16 protein-coding genes are annotated in these 19,294 nt (G+C 55.8%); 5 read left to right on the forward strand and 11 right to left on the reverse strand.

Annotation, left to right across the window (positions count from 1 at the left end):
- Positions 1–65 precede the first annotated feature (65 nt).
- Positions 66–1,214 (reverse strand): ROK family protein, encoded by a 1,149-nt coding sequence (locus FGF54_RS24065; RefSeq protein WP_142781627.1) that lies wholly within the window; start codon positions 1,212–1,214, stop codon positions 66–68.
- Positions 1,215–1,426: 212 nt separating this feature from the next.
- Between FGF54_RS24065 and FGF54_RS24070 the strand changes: the two genes are divergently transcribed.
- Positions 1,427–2,323 (forward strand): glycerophosphodiester phosphodiesterase family protein, encoded by an 897-nt coding sequence (locus tag FGF54_RS24070; RefSeq protein ID WP_142781401.1) that lies wholly within the window; start codon positions 1,427–1,429, stop codon positions 2,321–2,323.
- Positions 2,324–2,456: 133 nt separating this feature from the next.
- On the opposite strand, the gene FGF54_RS24075 is transcribed toward FGF54_RS24070, so the two are convergent.
- Positions 2,457–3,206, reverse strand: a complete 750-nt coding sequence (locus tag FGF54_RS24075; protein WP_142781628.1) for an SDR family oxidoreductase — start codon at positions 3,204–3,206, stop codon at positions 2,457–2,459.
- A gap of 95 nt (positions 3,207–3,301) precedes the next feature.
- On the opposite strand from FGF54_RS24075, the gene FGF54_RS24080 reads away from it, so the two are divergent.
- Positions 3,302–4,210 (forward strand): AraC family transcriptional regulator, encoded by a 909-nt coding sequence (locus tag FGF54_RS24080; RefSeq protein ID WP_142781402.1) that lies wholly within the window; start codon positions 3,302–3,304, stop codon positions 4,208–4,210.
- A 60-nt stretch (positions 4,211–4,270) separates the two neighbouring features.
- On the opposite strand, the gene FGF54_RS24085 is transcribed toward FGF54_RS24080, so the two are convergent.
- The 3 genes from FGF54_RS24085 to FGF54_RS24095 form a co-directional block, all read right to left on the reverse strand.
- Complete coding sequence (locus tag FGF54_RS24085) at positions 4,271–4,840, reverse strand: flavin reductase family protein (protein WP_168208230.1); 570 nt, start codon at positions 4,838–4,840, stop codon at positions 4,271–4,273.
- 11 nt (positions 4,841–4,851) lie between these two features.
- Positions 4,852–5,187: a ferredoxin FdxA gene (fdxA, locus tag FGF54_RS24090; protein WP_142781403.1), complete on the reverse strand. Its 336-nt coding sequence runs from the start codon at positions 5,185–5,187 to the stop codon at positions 4,852–4,854.
- Between the two features lie 104 nt (positions 5,188–5,291).
- Entirely contained in the window at positions 5,292–5,891 is a 600-nt protein-coding gene (locus tag FGF54_RS24095) for a superoxide dismutase (protein WP_142781404.1), read from the reverse strand.
- Positions 5,892–6,223: 332 nt separating this feature from the next.
- Between FGF54_RS24095 and FGF54_RS24100 the strand changes: the two genes are divergently transcribed.
- Positions 6,224–7,174: a bile acid:sodium symporter family protein gene (locus tag FGF54_RS24100; RefSeq protein WP_142781405.1), complete on the forward strand. Its 951-nt coding sequence runs from the start codon at positions 6,224–6,226 to the stop codon at positions 7,172–7,174.
- A 49-nt stretch (positions 7,175–7,223) separates the two neighbouring features.
- On the opposite strand, the gene FGF54_RS24105 is transcribed toward FGF54_RS24100, so the two are convergent.
- The gene (locus FGF54_RS24105) at positions 7,224–8,279 is read right to left on the reverse strand and encodes an aldo/keto reductase (protein ID WP_142781406.1); all 1,056 of its coding nucleotides are present in this window, start codon (positions 8,277–8,279) and stop codon (positions 7,224–7,226) included.
- A gap of 185 nt (positions 8,280–8,464) precedes the next feature.
- Between FGF54_RS24105 and FGF54_RS24110 the strand changes: the two genes are divergently transcribed.
- Positions 8,465–9,370, forward strand: coding sequence for a LysR family transcriptional regulator (locus FGF54_RS24110; RefSeq protein WP_142781407.1), 906 nt, complete (start codon positions 8,465–8,467; stop codon positions 9,368–9,370).
- An 81-nt stretch (positions 9,371–9,451) separates the two neighbouring features.
- Here FGF54_RS24110 and FGF54_RS24115 read toward each other — a convergent pair whose 3' ends face one another.
- From FGF54_RS24115 to FGF54_RS24135, 5 genes are all read right to left on the reverse strand, one after another.
- A complete protein-coding gene (locus tag FGF54_RS24115) occupies positions 9,452–10,237 on the reverse strand; it encodes a 2-keto-4-pentenoate hydratase (protein WP_168208231.1) in 786 nt (261 codons plus the stop codon).
- Positions 10,238–10,534: 297 nt separating this feature from the next.
- Positions 10,535–12,298, reverse strand: a complete 1,764-nt coding sequence (locus FGF54_RS24120) for an ABC transporter ATP-binding protein (RefSeq protein WP_142781409.1) — start codon at positions 12,296–12,298, stop codon at positions 10,535–10,537.
- Positions 12,299–12,833: 535 nt separating this feature from the next.
- Positions 12,834–13,973, reverse strand: a complete 1,140-nt coding sequence (locus FGF54_RS24125; protein WP_142781410.1) for a UDP-galactopyranose mutase — start codon at positions 13,971–13,973, stop codon at positions 12,834–12,836.
- A gap of 60 nt (positions 13,974–14,033) precedes the next feature.
- The gene (locus FGF54_RS24130; RefSeq protein ID WP_142781411.1) at positions 14,034–15,263 is read right to left on the reverse strand and encodes a glycosyltransferase family 4 protein; all 1,230 of its coding nucleotides are present in this window, start codon (positions 15,261–15,263) and stop codon (positions 14,034–14,036) included.
- 10 nt (positions 15,264–15,273) lie between these two features.
- Positions 15,274–18,255: an FkbM family methyltransferase gene (locus FGF54_RS24135; protein ID WP_142781412.1), complete on the reverse strand. Its 2,982-nt coding sequence runs from the start codon at positions 18,253–18,255 to the stop codon at positions 15,274–15,276.
- Between the two features lie 389 nt (positions 18,256–18,644).
- Between FGF54_RS24135 and FGF54_RS24140 the strand changes: the two genes are divergently transcribed.
- On the forward strand, positions 18,645–19,268 hold the full coding sequence (locus tag FGF54_RS24140) for an SIS domain-containing protein (protein ID WP_142781413.1): 624 nt from the start codon (positions 18,645–18,647) through the stop codon (positions 19,266–19,268).
- Positions 19,269–19,294: the final 26 nt, after the last annotated feature.

Genomic DNA, 19,294 nt, shown 5'->3' on the forward strand with positions numbered 1-19,294 from the left:
GGCGAAATCAGGCTCACGTTTCCGTGATGATTGTTGCGGGATTACATCAGGCCGCCTGGGCTGAGTTACAGGAAATAACGCACCCTGAGCGGCAACAGCGCCGCGCCGAGAGCCGAGGGATCGCCCTTAGCCTCGCCGAGAACCAGCTTCGCCTCCTTTGGCCCGACACCATAACGATGTTCGCGCCGGGAGGGCATGTGCGCGCGTTCGATCATCATCTGGCCCAGCGCACGCGGCAATTGCCCGCCAAAGACGATGGCCTGCGGATCGAGAACCGCGATCAGGCTCGCCACCAGCCTGTCCACCTGCGGCATCGTCTCGGCGAGCCACTCCTCGACGCCCGGCCATGCGGGGTCGAATTGCTGATAGAGCGCTTCGATGGAATGGATGTCGACGCCGTTTTTCTGGAGCGTGGCGATCAGATATTGCAGGGCCGGGCGTTTGGGCGATTCATCCGGGCTGTATATGCCGCTGAATTCGCCGGCATTGCCATGAAAGCCGTGAAACGGCTGGCCACCGAGGATCAAGCCGCCGCCGAAACCGTAATTGAAGGACAGATAGGCGAAGGTCTGGCACCAGGAGCCGACACCGCGAAGGCTTTCACCGATCGCACCGGTGGTGGCATTGTTCTCCAGCCAGACCGGCAGCCGGAACCTCTCTTCGAGGATCGGCTTCAGGTCCATCAGCGACCAGTCGCGCAGGGGCTCCGGCGCGTTGAAGGCGCGGTCTTCCGACACGAAGAAGCCGGACATGGAAAAACCGAGGCCCAGCAGGCGCTCGCGTGGGATGCCGTGTTCCGAGAGCCGCCGTTCGAGGGCCTGCGACAAGGTCGCAAGTGTCTCCTCCCGGTCTTTCGGAAGCATCTTCAGTTTTTCCTCGACGATCACGTCGCAGCGGAGATCGGCGATGCAGATCACCACGGAGTCGGTGTTGATGGAAATGCCAAGCGAATAGGCCGCTTCCGGCACCAGTTCGATGGTGGGGCTCGGCTGGCCGCGCGTGCCCTTGAGCGGCGCCCCGGTTCGCAGAAGCCGGCGCTCCAGCAGGCCTTCGATCAGCCGGTGCACGGATTGCTGCGTCAGGTTGGTGTGGCCGGTGATCGATGCGCGGGCGATGGGGCCGTGGCGGCGGACGATATCGAGAACGAGGCGCTCATTCTCGCTGGCAAGCGGCTGGCGGTCGAAACTCTGGCGCTGGGTCTGATCCATGGTCATCGCTCTGGATAATGGCTGTGCGGGGCGGCGGCAATGCGGACCACCGTGGCTGACATAACTTTTCATGGATCCTGTTATAAATATTACACTATGAGTGTATTAAATCCAGACGGTCAACAACCGGTTCGCAGGAGCCGCCTCGACCGTGGGCATGGGGAAAGTCTGACCCCGGCAACCAGCGCCGGTAAACACAACGTCTGAAAGCGAAAATCATGCATCAAACCCTTGCCGCCTCCCGAAATACCTCCAGCCCCTGCAATGTTCTTACGCTCTGCTCGCGCGACAATCCGGCCATCCTGACCGTTGCCCATCGCGGTTTCTGGACCGCCACCGCCGAAAATTCGCTGGCTTCCGTCCGTGCCGCGGTTGCGGCGGGGGTAGAGATGATCGAGATCGACACGCAGGCGACGGCCGATGGCCGGCTGGTCGTCATTCACGACGGGACACTCGACCGCACGACGACGGGGAAGGGCCTCGTGAATGCGCTGCCCTTCGAGGTGGTCCGCGCTGCAAGACTGAAGGCCGGTGCGGGTGGCGATGCGGCTGACGTGACCGATGAATGCGTGCCGACGCTGGAAGAATTGCTGGAAGAGGCGCGTGGCAGGATCACCGTCAATATCGACACCAAATTCGCCCGCGATCTGCCGCTGGTCATGGAAACCGTGTTGCGGCTCGATATTCAGGATCAGGTGCTGGTTAAGACCGATATCGACCCGGAAGCCCCCAGTTTCGAGGTGCTGGATGCGCACTGGTTCGGCAAGATCCCGCATATGCCGATGTTCCCGGTGCGGAAGGGCAAGTTTGCGGAGGATTTGCGCCGTATCGAGGCGTTGCGTGCGCCGATGATAGAGGTGAAATTCACCGATATAGCCGATCTGGCTGAAGGTCGTGCGGAGATGGAGCGCCAGAACATCCGTCTCTGGATCAACACGCTCGACGTCGCCCATTGCCTGGATTTCAACGATACGCGCGCGCTGGCGGACCCTGAAGCCGTGTGGGGCGCTCTCGCCGAGGCCGGCGTCGGAGCGATCCAGACGGATGAGGCCGATGCTTTCACCGGCTGGCTGAAGACGGCCCCCGGCGCGACGGGTAGAGCATGGGCAAGATGAGCAAGCGTCTCGAAGCGCCGTCGCCATCATCCTGGTAAAGTCGATGGCAGATGTGCTGAAACATCTGCCATCTGCATATCAGCCGGCTGAAGCGCCGCAACCGAGCAATGTCCGGTCAGGCCGCTATCGGTCGTCAGTTCGCCCGAGACAGCGCAATTGCATCAGGACCTGCGGGAAAACGAAGCTGGCCGGATAGGTCATGGACGGCGCTCCAGATCGCTTCGGCGACATCGTCTTCGCTGGTCGTCATGGCCGGTTTGGCGAATCCTTCAAGAATTGGTCCTGCAAAGTCCATGTAGTCTTCCGGCAGGAGCTGCTCCAGCGGCAGGATGGCGTTTGTCGTGAAGCGGGTGGTCGGGGCATAGCCCGGTTCCACCAGCTTCACCCGGATGTTGAAATGACCGAGTTCATGCGCAAGCGATCCGGAGAAACCCTGGATTGCCTGCTTGCTGGCGGTGTAGGCGGCGGCGAGCGGGAAGGAGGCGAGCGTGGCGCTGGAAGTGACGTTGATGATCGTGCCGGATCGGCGCTTTCGCATCTGCGGGATTATCGCCTGCGTCATTGCCATCGCACCGAAGCTGTTGGTGTCGAAGATTGTGCGGATTGCCGACATGGGCGTCGCTTCAAAAGCGCCGACCATGCCGATGCCGGCATTGTTGACCAGCACATCGACCGGACCTGCCGTATCGATCAGCGCCGCGATGCTTTGTTCGTCCGTCACATCCAGCGGCAGGACGCGCAACCGCTCAGTGTCGCCAACGAAGTGGTTGGGATCCGGATGCCGCATGGTCGCAACGACATTCCAGCCGCGCGAAAGGAAGAATTCGGCGGTTGCCTTGCCATAGCCCGATGAGGTGCCGGTGATGAGGATCGTTCTGGTCATCATAATCTCCATTGTTCGATATGGACGGAGATAGACGACCTGTTTTGGATGATATATGCTCTTAACTCCATAATTTATTATTGATCGTCCAGACAATGGATCCTCTTAGCGATATCATCGATCTTTTGCGGCCGAGCGCCGCCGTTTCGAAGCCGATTTCCGGACGAGGCCGATGGGGCGTGCGTTATCGCGCCTATGATGCGCCAGGTTTTGCCGTCGTGCTGGCCGGCGCGGCTTGGGTCATGATCGATGGCCGGGAACCGCTGCGGCTGGCGCGTGGCGATTTTCTGCTTTTGCCCTCCACGCCCGCCTTCTCGCTTTGCAGCGATATCGACGTCGACTGCATTCCGGTCGAGCCGCAAGATCAGGCGGTGCGGCATGGGGAACGGGAAGGGGAGCCGGATTTCGTCGCGCTCGGAGGAAGTTTCACGTTCGAGCGGGTCAATGCGGCGCTGCTGCTTTCGTTGATGCCCGAGTTGATCCATGTGCCGGCGGGTGAGGGCGGAGCATCCCGGCTGGCGCGTCTGATCGAATTGCTGGCGGAAGAATGCGTGCGCGAGGATGCGGGCAAGGAACTGATCATCCGACGCATGCTGGAGGTTTTGCTGGTTGAAGTGCTGCGTCGGCCGAACGCGGGCAACGAGGCTATTCCGGCGGGACTGGTGAAGGGAATGCGTTTGCCGGGGCTTGCCCGCGCATTGTCCGCCATGCACGCCCATATCCGCGCGAACTGGACCGTGGTCGAACTGGCCGGCATCGCCGGCATGTCGCGCTCGGCCTTCGCAGCGCGTTTTCATGAAATGCTCGGCTGCGCGCCGATTGAATATCTGGCCCGCTGGCGGATGGCGCTTGCCAGGGACGCGCTGATGCGCGGGGTGAAGTCGCTCGACGATATAGCGGATGAGATCGGTTATGAATCCGCCAGCGCATTCAGCACCGCTTTCCGCAGGAGAACGGGTGTCGCTCCGGGCAGCTTTGCCCGTGCGAATAATGACAGGCACTGACTGCGCGGATTTTCTCCAGCCGTGCAGGTCACGGCGACGGCAGGAGCCTTTTCGGACCATCTAGAGGGAATGACGTTGATCCGTGCCGGTATAGGCGCGTTCGCTCCAGAGCAGGGCTTTGCGCAGCCGATCCGATATCGCTTCGGCTATGGCGCCCACGAACAGAATATGGTCTGCGGCATCGATGGAACCGACAAGCTCGCAGTCCATGGACAGAAGCGCATCGGCAAGTCTGGGGCTTCCTGACGGCCAGGCATCCCAGTCTCCGAAGCTGAACCGGTCCGGGTGATTTCCCTTGCCCGCAAAGACATCGGCAATCTCCTCCTGTCCTCTGGCCAGTGCCGCAACGGAGAAGCGTCGGCTCGCTGCGATGAGATCGACCATGAGGCTGCTGGCGTCGATGGAAATCATCAGAAGCGGCGGTTCTGCGCTGAGCGGCATGAAGGAGGTGATTGTGCGCCCAACCCGCTCTCCGGCGTGGCAGGCCGTGGCCACCGCCACGGTGAAGGTTAGGCCGGCCATTGAATCCTTGAATTCACGCGGGGAGATCATCGGAGAGGCGCAAGCTTTCAGCGGAACATGCGCATGATTGACCACACCGCCATCGATCAGCCTGAGATTATGAGACATGATGTGCCGGGCTAACCGCCCGCTCCCGGATTTTTCGAAAAAATGGACATCTTCGCCGCAGCGCCATTCATGATGTCGGCATCGTCAGGCGGTGACTTTTTCTCGTGCACGCGCGGCCAGATGCCGGAATAGTGGCGATTGAGGTCGAGCCAGACATGCAGTCCCGCTTCGGTATCCGGCCGGATCGCGGCGGCGGGACATTCGCCCTCGCATATCCCGCAGTCGATACATTGATCGGGGTGAATGACGAGCATGTTCTCGCCTTCATAAAAACATTCGACCGGACAGACTTCCACGCAGTCCATATATTTGCAGGCGATGCAGTTTTCGGTGACGACATAGGGCATTGAGACGCTCGAAGAGAGTTGCAGCCGGACGGCGGCTGTCCGGCTGCGCCTGATCCGGCCGGCCGCCCAGGGCAGCGGGACCGGCCGGATCGGTGGGGCTCAAATCAAAGGCGGGCGGCGACCGCCTGCCAGTTCACCAGATTGTCGAGGAAGTTTTCGAGGTAAGCGGGGCGCTTGTTGCGGAAATCGATGTAATAGCTGTGTTCCCACACATCGCAGCCAAGAAGCGCCTTCTGCCCGAAGCACAGCGGATTGACCCCGTTTTCGGTGCGGGTGATCTTCAGCGAACCGTCGGCATCCACCACCAGCCACGCCCAGCCGGAACCGAACTGGGAGGCGCCGGAGAGGGCGAAATTCTGCTTGAACAGCGCGACCGAGCCGAAGGACTGCGTCAGCGCATCTTCCAGCACCTTGGGGATCGCATGATTTTCCGGCCCCATGATTTCCCAGAAGAGATTGTGGTTCCAGTGCTGGGAGGCATTGTTGAAGATGCCGGATTGCGCCACTGCACCCGTCTCATAGGTGCCCCGGACGATCTCTTCGAGGCTCCTGTTTTCCCATTCGGTGCCGACGATCGCCTTGTTGAGATTATCGACATAGGCTTTGTGGTGAAGATCGTGATGGAACTTCAGCGTCTCCTCGGACATGCCCGAGGGGGCGAGCGCATCATGGGCATAGGGGAGGTCGGGAAGCTGGAAAGCCATGGGGTATCCTTTGTCAACTGTTCGCTCAAGAGCATGGAAAGAGCCTTGCGAAAACAAGGTGACAGTACTTCTAGGACCTCAACCATGGTTCAGGTCAAGAGGTTTTTTTAAGAGTGAAGAGACCGGGATCGGATACCGGATTTGTCCCGCGATCCGCCGGAAAGCGGCAGCCATGGATTGCGATCTGACATCGCCGAAAGCCCGGTCGCCGTGCCACCTGCGTTCAATCTTTTTCCAAATGGTTCATCGAGCGGCCGCTCGCCGTTCGTTGTGACCTTGACACAGTGACATCGCGGTCTAGACGGATCAGGTGTTCATTTTGGAGTATAGACATGAAAACACTGGCAGCCGTTTCGGCTTTTTTAGGCAAGACCTTTGCCGCCTGGGTCATCCTGTTCGCCGTGCTCGGCTTCTTTTTTCCGGATACGTTCAAGCAGATTGCGCCGTGGATCGTCACGCTCCTGTCGATCATTATGTTTGGCATGGGCCTGACACTTTCGGTCGATGATTTCAGGGAGGTCGTCAAAAGGCCATTCGATGTGACGATCGGCGTGCTCGGCCAGTTTCTCATCATGCCGCTTCTGGCGGTGCTGCTCACCCGCATCATTCCCATGCCGCCGGAAGTCGCTGCCGGCGTCATTCTGGTCGGCTGCTGCCCTGGCGGCACATCTTCCAATGTCATGACCTATCTCTCCAAGGGCGATGTCGCCTTGTCCGTTGCCTGCACCTCGGTCACCACGCTTGCCGCGCCGCTGGTGACGCCGTTCCTCGTCTGGCTGTTTGCGAGCCAGTTCCTGCCGGTTGACGGCTGGGCCATGTTCCTCAGCATCGTCAAGGTCGTTCTGGTTCCGCTCGCTCTCGGCGCCGCCCTGCAGAAGCTGCTGCCCGGTCTCGTCAAGACCGCCGTTCCGGCTTTGCCGCTGGTGAGCGTCATCGGCATCGTCCTCATCGTTTCGGCGGTGGTGGGAGGATCCAAGGCGTCCATCGCCCAGTCCGGGCTGATGATTTTTGCCGTCGTCGTGCTGCATAACGGGCTTGGTTATCTCCTCGGTTACCTCGCGGCAAAGGCAACGGGCCTGTCGCTTGCCAAGCGCAAGGCCATTGCGATTGAGGTCGGCATGCAGAATTCGGGCCTTGGCGCTGCACTTGCCACGGCCTATTTCTCGCCTCTCGCTGCGGTTCCGAGCGCCATTTTCAGCGTCTGGCACAATATTTCCGGCGCAATCCTGGCAAACTGGTTTTCGGGCCGGGTGGACGCAGGCTCCGCCAACAAAGCCGCCTGAAGCTCCGCATCTGTCAGGCCGCCCGTCGTTCAGGCGGCCTGACCCTGCCTTAGAACGGCATAGTCTGACGTGTTACGGCCGGTGGATTAAGCCGGGCAAAGCCTTCCTGGCGCTGATACGGGAAATGCGGATAGGGAGCAGTCGTCTCGCTGGCCTCGTCCAGCTTCGCTACCTGTGCGGACGTCAGTTCCCATCCCACGGCATCGAGGTTCTGGCGAAGCTGTTCCTCATTGCGCGCGCCGATGATGACCGTGGAAACAGTGGGGCGTCTGAGCAGCCAGTTGAGGGCGACCTGCGGCACCGTCCTGCCGGTTTCTTCCGCGACAGCGTCGAGCGCATCGATGACGCGGTAGAGCTGTTCATCATTAACCGGCGGGCCGAAGCTGGCGGTCTCATGCAGGCGGCTACCTTCGGGCAGCGGCGTGCCGCGGCGGATTTTCCCCGTCAACCGCCCCCAGCCAAGCGGGCTCCAGACCATTGCGCCAAGACCCTGATCCACGCCGAGCGGCATCAGATCCCACTCGTAATCCCGGCCTATCAGGGAATAATAGACCTGATTGACCACATAACGCGGCCAGCCATATCGATCCGCGACGGCAAGCGATTTCATGATATGCCAGCCTGAAAAATTCGAGACTCCGGTGTATCGCACCTTGCCGGAGCGGACGAGCGTATCGAGCGTCGACAGCACTTCTTCAACCGGCGTGAAGGCATCGAAGGCATGGAGCTGAAGGATATCGATGTAGTCGGTCTTTAGGCGGCGCAGGGCGTCATCCACCGCGCGCAGCAGCCGGAAGCGGGACGAGCCCGCCTCGTTCGGACCGTCACCCATCGGCAGGCTGGTCTTGGTTGAGATCAGAACGCTGTCGCGCCGTCCCTTGACGGCTTCGCCGAGCACGTCCTCCGATGCGCCATTGGAATAGACATCGGCGGTATCGAACAGGTTGACGCCGGCTTCCAGGCAAATATCGATCAGGCGCCGGGCTTCCGTGGCGTCTGAATTGCCCCAGTTGCTGAAGAGCGGGCCGGAGCCGCCGAAGGTTCCGGTGCCGAAACTCAAGACCGGCACTTTCAGGCCGGATTGGCCGAGATGACGATATTCCATGGGGCGTTCCTTTGTTGCTTCGAAATGGTCGCGGGCGGGGCTCTGGCCGCGCCGCACTCTGTCCATCCCGTCATGATCTGGCAGATGAAGATTGCGATGCGTTCCAATCGCCGCCTGAAGATAGACGCTCGCTCTTCAATGAAATAGAATGCCGAAAATACTATCACCTGTGAGATGAAGTCATCATGGCGCGACTGGAGATCAACCGGGCAGGGGAGATGGAAATCTTCGTGCGGGTCGTCGAACTCGGCGGTTTTTCCCGCGCGGCGGCGGCGGCAAACATGACGCCTTCGGCGGTGAGCAAGCTGATCGCACGGCTGGAAAGCCGCCTAGGCGCGCGCCTGCTCAACCGTTCCACCCGGCAGCTTCAGATAACGCCGGAGGGTTGCGCCTTCTATGAAAGGGCCACCCGCATCCTCGCCGATCTCGAAGAGGCCGAACGCGCCGCCGGTGAGGGCGAACAGCCTGTCGGCCGCGTGCGGATCAACACCAGCGCGTCCTATGCAACGCATATTCTTGCGCCCATCCTGCCACGGTTTCTGGCGCTTCATCCGGGCATCACGCTCGATATCGTCCAGACGGATATGGTGGTTGACCTTCTTGCGGAACGCATGGATGTCGCGGTGCGCGCCGGGCCGCTCAAAAGCTCAACTCTCGTTGCCCGGAAACTCGGTGAGACAGGGATGATCATCGCCGCCGCCCCGGCTTATCTGGAGGGTTGCGGCGTGCCGCAAACCATTGCCGATCTGGAAGATCACAATCGGCTCGGATTTGGTTATGCCCGGTCAGTCGACGGGTGGCCGTTGCGGGACGCTGGAAAGACCGTCGTTATCCCGGCGACGGGGCGCGTGCAGGTTAGCGATGGCGAGGGCCTTCGCCGTCTTGCCCTTGCCGGTGTCGGGCTGGTCCGCCTTGCCGCCTTCACCGTGCGGGAGGATATCGCAGCGGGCCGGCTTGTCTCCGTGCTCGATCACCTCGATACGGGTGAGACGGAAATGTTTCATGCCGTTTATGTCGGCCAGCGCGGGCCGCTTCCCGCCCGAATCCGGGCCCTGCTCGATTTTCTCGGCGAATATGGGCGAGTGAAATGACCTTCCGATGGCATCGGAAGTCGCGGCGGGGATGAAGACGGCAGGAGGCTGAAAAAAAAGAGCGTCCGGCTGACCGGACGCCTATGGTCTCGGACCGGACAGCGTGAAGGCGCCAACCGATTTCAGCGCTATGTGCGTCTCGCCGGCGAGTGTGCTCGGTATCGCGCCGCAAAGGCTGCCCGTCGTTACGACATTGCCCGCCTTGAGCATTTCGCCGGTGTTGAATGCCGCATTGGCAAAGGCAACCAGCGGCGCGAGCGGATCGCCATTTGGATGTTTTACCGTAGCATCGAACAGCGATACCGACCCCTCGGTAACGGTGAGCTGCGGCAGGTTCTCGCCATTTCCGGCAAAGATGTCCACGATGTCCTTATCGACTTCCGGGCCGATGACGAAGCCGTGGTTGGCGAGACGATCCGCGAGAAAAAGCGGAAACGGCACCTGATTTTTTTCCACCAGCCTGTAGCGGAGAAGTTCAGCACCAAGATGGACCTTGTCGATAAATCCTATCAGGTCGGCTCTTGTCAGCGGCCCCGCCGCCGCAGCGGGAATATCCGCCGAAAGCGTAAAGCAGATCTCGACCTCGATGCCTTCGGTGCCGCCATGGGGAAAAGAAGCGGCATTGGCTTCATTGACCCGCACACAATCGAACATGGGCGCCCCAATGGCCTCGCCATCCGCGCGAATCGCTAGTTTCCAGCCGGCAACCGGTTCTGCCCGGCTCTCAGCAAAAGCCCGCTGGACCGCCATAGCCTCTCCAAGCGTAGCAGGAATGAGACCCTCCGCCTGCACCGCCGCCAGAGAAATCTTCGCCCCCTCGCGGCTCGCTGTAGTGAAGCTTTCCGCCAGTTTTTCGATTGCCGCCATTGCGTCCATGGTCTCCGTTGTTCTCGAACGCCAAAATGTTGTCACGATTTGGCGCTCACTGCCAAGGCCATCAATGCCGGGTTTGACCACATCGCCGACTTTAAGGGGGTGCGGCGCCGAGTTATGCGCAGTCGTTACGATTCTTCGGCCCGCCCGAACGAACGGCGATTTAATCGTGCCAAGTACACCTACAACCAAAACGAAAAATCGTGGGCAAGGCCGGCTGGACCAACGCCATCGTAGCGCCCTCCACGGGACATGATCGGGCGGCGAGAATGCTGCCTGATCCTGTCTAGATTAGGCGACGTCGGCTTCGAACTGTATGCTGTGAAGCCGCTTGTAAAGGCCATCCGTTGCGAGCAGTTCGCGACGGCTTCCCTGCTCTACGACCTCGCCATTATCCATCACCACAATCTTGTCTGCACGGTTGATCGTGGAAAGCCTGTGCGCGATGACGATCGATGTTTTGTTCAATGTCAGACGTTCCAGGGCATCGCGGACAAGAGCCTCGGATTCCGAATCCAGTGCGCTCGTCGCTTCATCGAGGATCAATATGTCTGCGTCGCGCAGCATTGCGCGCGCAATCGCGACACGTTGTCTCTGGCCGCCCGACAGGCCCGAACCGTTTTCGCCAAGCTTCGTGTCGTAGCCGTCCGGCATTCTCATGATGAAGTCATGCGCATTTGCAGCCTTGGCGGCGGCGATAATCTCTTCGTCGGTTGCATTGTCCCGGCCGACAGAAATGTTGTGTTTAACGGTTCCCGAGAACAGGAACGTTTCCTGACCGACATAGGATACATGTTCACGCAGGCTGGCGAAGGAAACGTCGCGCAAATCCATGCCGTTGATTTCGACAGAGCCGTTTTGTGGATCGTAAAGGCGCATCATCAGATTGATGATGGTGGATTTACCGCTGCCCGATGGGCCAACCAAGGCGGTCATTTTGCCACCTTCGAAAAGAATGCTGACGTCCTTCAAGACCGGCTGTTCGGCAACATATTCGAAGCTGACGTTTTTCAGCTCCACATCACCACTCGCCTTGGGCAGTGGCAGGGCATCGTTCTTTTCGGTAAGCGTCAAAGGCGCATCCAGCACCTGGAACATCATGCGAACGCCAATCATGCCACCTTCAATTTGCACGCGCATACGAGCGAGGCGTTTGGCAGGTTCGTAGGCTAAGAGCAGGGCGGTAATGAAGGCCATCAGATCGCCTGGCGAGCCGCCTTTCTCAAGCACGGTGTAACCCGAAACTGCAATGACCACGGCGATGGCAAGGCCCGAGAGTGTTTCCATGATCGGGCTTGTTGCGGCCTCAAGTTTTGCGATGCCGTTTGAGCGCAGCTCGACATCGGAAACTGCCTTGTCCATGCGTTGGCGCATAAGTTTCTCGAGTGAAAACGCCTTTATCACACGAACGCCTATGCTCGTTTCCTGTACGACGTTGACAATCTCGCCTATGGAAGCAAGCTCTGCTTCCATGATTTTACGCACGCGTTTGAGCACCAATCGAACGCTGAATATTGCTATTGGACCGATGATCATAGAGATGGCGCTCAATAGAAAATTTTGAGCGAACATTACGAAAATCAGACCGAGCAGGGAAAATAGATCTCGAACGAATGACGTCACGATGGTGTCGATGACGTTACGTGCTGACTGGGCGTTATAGGTTACACGGACGAGCAACTCCGAAGAAGGCATGTTCTGAAAAAAAGATACGCCTTGCTTGAGGAGTCTGTCATAGATTTTTCGTTGCTGCTCGGCAACAATACTATTGCCCGCTTTGCTGAGATAATAGCTTTGGACGAATGTCGCGAAGCCCTTGACGATAAAGATGGCGGCGACCGCAAAGGCGATTTCAAGGACGACGTCGAAACCGCGCTTGAGATAAACGCTATTGACGATATCGCGCATGATCCACGCGCTGAGAGATGTCGTGCCAGCAACGACAAACATGGCAGCGATAGCTACGGAATACCAACCAACGTGCTTTTTGAAATTTTCTTTAAAAAGTCGCGCAAGCAACTTCTTGTCGTCTGGCGACAAAAAAGATCCTATCACTGAAACATCCTTGATTTGTTTCCTGGGTGTCTGACGGTGCTGAATTGCTGTCCAGTCAATTATCGCTCGCGCAAAACGAAATGATCACGTTTAAATTTAGTGATGGATTTCGCTTTTTTCATGTTGCCTTCGCATAATTGCGACGCCACCGATCCGGCATCCACGCCAAATAGATCGAAGATCAGATAGTGTCAATGTCCTGCCCCCGTCGTCATTCGCGTTTCCAGCCAGTTTCCAAGAACCCCTTGGATCCCATGCACCTGGCTTAGATATTCAGCTACCGGGTTGATGTGAACTGTTGCCTTGGGACATCTGGATTGTTCATGATAACCCAAGGTATGATGTTCGATTGCCAGGTGACGGGAATCCCTTGATGCAATTAAAGTCTCCAGCTTGTCGCGAAACCCCGCAAGCCTCTGAAACAGCACATTCAGACGCGATCTCCAAAACTTAAAGTCAAGCGCTGTCGTTCGTCGCGTTGTTTCTGCAACGAGCGGTCAATGTCGTCTTTCCCCGGGGGAACAGCGCAGGGATTCTACTTTAATCCGTCAACATCTGCCCTGAATTTCCTGGCGCCGATTAGCGATTGATTGATGACTTGATCCATGTCGAGGTATTGATATGTACCGCAGCGACCTATAAAAGTAATGTTGGGAAATTTGTTTGATAAGTCTTTGTATTTTAGGTAAAGACTTTGGAATCTTCCGTCTGCCGTTTTGACTGGGTAGTATCTCTCCATGTCGTTTTCAAGATAATCGCATGGTTCTTCGATCGTCTTCGTCACTATTCCAGTGTGTTCGACCAGGTGTTTTGGTAGAAGGTGCCAATAGGTCTCACGGGTATAGCGGCTGTCATCAGTGAAATTCAGGACGCTGACGTCGGTTTGAGCCTTTGCATTTGGCAATGCTACAGAGTGAAATTTTATCGATCGGTATGGCAGCGCACCGAACCGGCAATCGAAATACTCATCGATTGCCATGCTGTTGAATACATGATCATAAAAAACCTCCATTTCCTTGGTGAAAGAGATGCTGAGCGAAACCTTGATGTTCGGGTGGCTGAATATCCGCTCAAAAATACGCGTATACCCATCTTTGGGCATCAGCTGAAAAGTTGCGTCCGGAAAATAGCGATCCTCATCATCGGTCCGAATAGGAATTCGGCGAACCACGGAATCTGACATATCCTCCAAGTCGAGGTCCCACATTTTTTTTGTATATGGCCGAAAAAAGAGATTTGTCAGGGTCCGGCCAATGTTTTTGTAAAGGTATTCCGCTGCATTGCGTGGTTCGGCAATAGTTTCACTCTGCAATTTCAGGAATGCCTCGACTTCGGAACTCGTCGATAGTTGGGTGCCGAAAACGTCGTTGATCGTACGTCTATTCACTGGTAGCGGCGTGCGGACACCAGATGGCAGGATCGCCTTTACGCGATGCTGATACGGCTCCCAATCTGTAAAAGTAGACATCCACTTAACGACATCGTCGTTTTTGGTATGAAATAGATGTGGTCCGTAGCGGTGCACACGAACGCCGTTATCATCAACAAAGTCGTAAGCATTCCCAGCAATATGGTCGCGCCGATCGATAACCTGAACCTGATGGCCACCTTCCGCAAGGATTCTTGCATACACAGCTCCTGCGAATCCCGCGCCGACGACGAGATAATTTTGCATTTCCTAACCTTTACCACATTAATAAGCCCGATGGCGCAATCTATTCGTTTGTGACAGTTATTATCCGGACCTTATTTGATCGCTGCGGATACCGTAATCTCGATAAATGTCATGGATCATTTCTTGATAGCGTGAAGCGAACCTCAAGGGCGTGAAGTATTGCTCATAAGCATGATCAAGTGTATCGACCAACCGCTTGGTTGTCTCAAGGGTGTCGTCTAATACGTTAGAAATCTGACGTTTGAGATCGTCAATCGAACCGTCGAAGAGCGCGATGGCATTTTTCGACATTTTTGCCACTGACTTGTTACCACCGGTCGCCGACGCTACCACCAGCGTCTTCATGCCAATCGCCTCAATCAGCACGAGATCGAAGTAGGTCATTCGATTTGGCAGAACGAAGACGTCGGAAGCCGCCAGGACGTCTCCTGGATAGCTGTACCAACCAAGTTCAATCCAGCGCGGATCTTGCGGCGCTTCGATTAAAGGGTTCGGAGCGCCCGCTACCAGGATTGTGACGTCCTCTCTCTCGGCGAGCAATTTTGTCGCCGCCGCGCGAAACACGTCATAACCTTTGACTTCATTGTGGCGTCCCATGAAGGAAACCACTTTTCGACCTGACAAACCGAACTTCGCCTTTGCCTGATCGGTGGATACCGATTGACGTGGCAAGCAAGCACCAGTTTCGACATAGCGAATGTCCTTCCCATACATCCAAGTGTCGAATTTTGGGATTGTCGCAAAGTAAGGCTCCATCGCTTCGCGGCTAGGAAACATCCAGATGTCGGCAGCTTGGAATGCCAGTGCCTCGATAAAGCGTACTGCGCGCTCGAACCGATCACACAGACCTGGGTCGATACCCGGAACCCGATATTGATCAGCCATCTCTTTTCCGTTGGATTCCGGCGTGTGGCTTGTCAGGATCACGGGAATCCCCGTAATGCCATGCCGCTTGAACGTGCGGATAACCTTATAGGCGAGCGGGCTTGTGTGCAGGTGGACGCTAGCAGGGCGGTGGCGCATTAGACGGTCGAACTCAGCCTCTGACAATTCGAAGTTCCCAATTTCTTCGAAGTATCGAATGTGGCTGACCAACTCCTGTTGCGAGGGTTCGCGGCGCGGACCCTGTGGTGGGAAGTGAGACTCTGGATAGCAGTCAATCCAGATATCGAATTCGGGATTAGGCGGCAGTTGGTCCAAGCCGACCCGAAGATGCGCGAGATATCCGGGAGGTCCACCAAACCGCCTGTCGATGAAATAATCCCAAAAAATTGAATGAAGCAGTCGCATCGTACTTACCTTAGAGTTCTGGAAGCGCCAGAAGGACGGTTTCGTAGATTGGATCGAAAGGGTTTTGATGTTGCGCAACAAAGCGGTATCCGAGGTCGCACTCCTCCAGGAATGGTTTGATCTCGAACATGTCCTCGGGGCGATGATAAACCGAAATCGATAATATCGGTCGGTGCTTTTCGATCGTGCGCATTGCGCCACGGATGGCGCGTTGTTCAAAACCTTCTATATCGAACTTGATGAAACGTGGAGAAACCTGTTCGGACTCGACTATATCGTCAATACTTCTTACACGCACTGTGGTCTGATCCGGAGGCATCATGCTGAACGTTTGCGGATCGAATTCGACAGCGGTAGTGACGGCGCTCTTGCCGCGAAAGATCAATTCCCCCTCACTTTCATCCACACCGGCAAGGATCGGCGTCACGTTGGTGACGCCGTTCAGCGATAGGACATTCATCATGTTTCGAATATTGTCGGGGTTTGGGTCGATCGAAAGGATCTTTCTGAACGCATATTTACGCGCCAGAACCACTGCGGTGTCGCCGATGAACGCACCACAATCGAGTGCGTCGTATCCCACCATGTAGTCGAGGTATTTGCGCTCGAGAGTGCGCAGTCCGTGATGGTAATAGAAGACCGGGATTTCCATCGTCTGGCCGCTGGGCATCGCGAAATCCGAGGTATTGTCAGCGAAGTGGCGTAGAATTTTCTTTTGCTCTACGAGATCGGCAGGGCTGTATACGTAATCTCGCCGCAACAGTGCGCCGGCATCCGCAGATGTGCGCGCGAAAGGGATTTTAAACACGGAGGCTTCCCACAGCCAGCGAAGCACGGCCACGCTCTCGGTATCCAGACCCGCGGTCAGTTTTTCCATCTTCTGGGGCACGACGTCTTTGTTGTTGAAGTAATATTCTTTGAATTTGTCCGCCCATATCCAACTGTTGCCGTGGAAGAAGAGGGGTATGTCTGATGGTATCCAGGTCGGGTGCCAAGCGTGCATTCCATCGTTTCGCGGCATCAGTTGACGGTTGGATTCGATATGTTCTTCCAACCGGTTGGCGCTATTCAGCAGCCACTTTTCGATGGTTGCCAAGTTGGAAAGGGACGTGGTCAGATCGTTCGAGTTGGATTCGAGGATGTGCTTCGCATGCTCACCTGTTTTTAGGATTTGCTCGGAAAGGGATCTGGTCAGATTGCCTGAACTGGCTTCAAAGACCTGCTTGGCGTGCTCGCCCGTTTTGAGGATTTGACCGGAGAGTGACTCGGCCAGATTGTTCGAAATGGATTCAAGAGATTGTTTGGCCTGTTCACCCGCCCCCCGAATTTTTTCGGAGAGGGACTTTATAAGAGTGATGGAGTTGGATTCTAAAAGACGCTCAGCTCGCTCGCTCAGCTCAAGAATCTGCAGGTGCCGCTGCGCCAGGGATTGATCTAGAGCTTTCAGATCGGCGTATAGGTTGGCGGTAGCGGCGGGCAGCTTACGAAGGGCTCTAATGTCAGCTACGACTGCAGAAATACCCCGACGTTTTGCCCTAGGCGGGGAAGGCGGGGGTATGGCGGCGTCAGGTGGATGAGCTTCCGCAGATTTATCTGCAGCCGCGACGAGATCGACGATTGCATGGTCCGACGTTAGTGCAAAGAGTTTCTGCGTCAGCTTTCCAACAGGGAGTAGACCTCCGAAACATATCTTGCGAACACTTGCCGCATCAGGCCGGCCCTCTGTCGCAATCATTTGCCCACACTCAAGCGTAACTACATTCTGTAGCGGCTGGAAGGTCCGACGGAACTCGAAGACATGCGGGCCCTTCTCCGCCTGCTCTCCCTGCGTCTGGATAGGATCACAAATCAGGGCAAGCCGTAATGAGATAGGCGCTGGCGTATCCAAATCGACCGACAGCGCCAAATTTGCCAAATCGAGATTTACGGGTGGATCGAATTTTAATTCTACATCGGCCCAATGTTCACCGCCGTGTAGTTCACGCCCTTCGAAGGTTTCGGTCCGCAATGCTTTCGCAATCAGCGCGTCCGTTGTCGCTCCCAAAATTTCCTGTGTATGACGATGCTCGACGAAAATATCGCCATGGAGATATATTTCTTCGACGTCAAACTGTGAAAGTATTTTGCGGGCGCGAGAGAAAAATGCCTCTCCGGCGGGTGTTTTTTCTGATATTTGGCCGAGTTTTTCATAAACAAGTCGTAGTGCGGTCTTTGCCTTCGCGGCGCGCGCGTCCCTCTCGGGGAGAAATTGGTCAAAAATTAGAAAATTTTCCTCGATCGTGTCGAGCACTCCCAATGTGCGGGTGGACTGCTCTGAGGAAAGTTGGCCACGTCGGTTGCGGCGATGTTTGTAAAACGGAATTGGCAAATATATCGCGCGACTGGAATTAAATCCGTAACGGTAGTGAAAGCGGTGATCTTCGGCGAGACGGTTTTCGGGGAAATCAACGCCAAGTTCTGCGATTTTTGCGCGCCGACGCAGACCCAGCCAAGCTGATGGGTACATGTCGGTCAAAATTGTAGGGTGCTTTGCGAGATCAATCACGCCATCAGTGGCGAGTTTTCGAGCTGCGAGAGAATGAAAGGGATGTTCCATACCAAGGTATCGCGACGCTTCCGTGTCATACCCTTCAACAGCTCCGAAAGCATAGTCAGCGTCCTGCGCTTCTATCGCAGAAACGAGAGACTCAATCATGTCATGTGCAATCCAGTCGTCGCTGTCTACAAAGAGGACATATTCGCCCGTCGCGTGTCTCAAACCTTCATTTCGGCTTCCGCCGAGGCCGGCATCTGTTTCTTGGTGAATGTGACGGATACGGCTATCGCGCAACATCGCGCGCTTTATTATTGTCGCACTATTGTCGGTTGAGCATGAATTTACGCAAATAATCTCTAGATTTTCATAACTTTGCAATTCTACAGAAGAAATGCATTGATCTAGATATAATTCCATATTGTGCACGGGTACAATTACAGAAACGGCTTTTTTCATAAATAATCCGAAAGTAGTTTTTATTATATATAATTATAGGTACGAAAATAATATTCTGATTTTAGTGGATACGGCAATTTATTTTAGATTTCAATATATTTGTGCAATGTTTCTGCAATTTTTGTATGTTCTAAATTTACAATCATGTTTTATATAAAACTATTATATTATAATATTTTAGATTTTTCATTTGTTGCTTTGTGGTTTACTTACGCTTCACGGAGGTGTGGCGATAAATTTTTTATGGTATCTTTTGTTAAGCGGAAAATATCTGCCTTGATTCAACGGAAAGGATAAAGGAACAATTTATTCGGGTGAGATTTCGGGCGGCGGGTCATTGCCTTTCTACTTAAATGCGAGTAATCCAGCGTCATTTTTTGGGGATTTAAATGATCGAAGATCCACGTCACAGAAATAGAAAATTCGATGGCTCTGACATGGCGAGCTTCGCTAGGGACTATGTTGGAGCGTTCAGTCAGGCGATGGAATCACTGGATTTCGCCGCGCTTGAGCGGGCTGCCGAGGTTGTTTTTTCCGCTGGACGCGATGGCAAGAGGATATATGTCGTTGGCAACGGTGGATCGGCGGCAATCGCGGACCATCTTTGCTGTGATTGGACGAAGGGGACATCCTGCTCAGGTCACTCGACGATCAAAACGCATTCACTGACTTCAAACGTTGCGCTTTATTCTGCGATCGCAAATGACTACGGCTTCGAAAACGTGTTCTCAACGCAGGTCGATTTTTTCGGCGATGCTGGTGATGTCTTGATTGCCATCTCTTCTTCCGGAAATAGCGAAAATATTCTTGCGGCTGTGAGGCAAGCTCAGGGCAAGGGTATGTCCGTGATTGGCCTGTCGGGCTTTAGCGGAGGAAAACTTAAGGCCGCGTGCGATATTTCATTGTATGCCGCTGCGGACAATTACGGTGTTGTCGAAGACTGCCATCAGGCTATGATGCATATAATTGCTCAGTTCATTGCAAACCGACGAGACGAAACGAAACCTGTCTAGCCCCAGTCCGTCGGGCGCACAAATGA

The organism is Agrobacterium sp. T29 (assembly GCF_006970545.1).
Classification (GTDB): domain Bacteria; phylum Pseudomonadota; class Alphaproteobacteria; order Rhizobiales; family Rhizobiaceae; genus Agrobacterium; species Agrobacterium leguminum.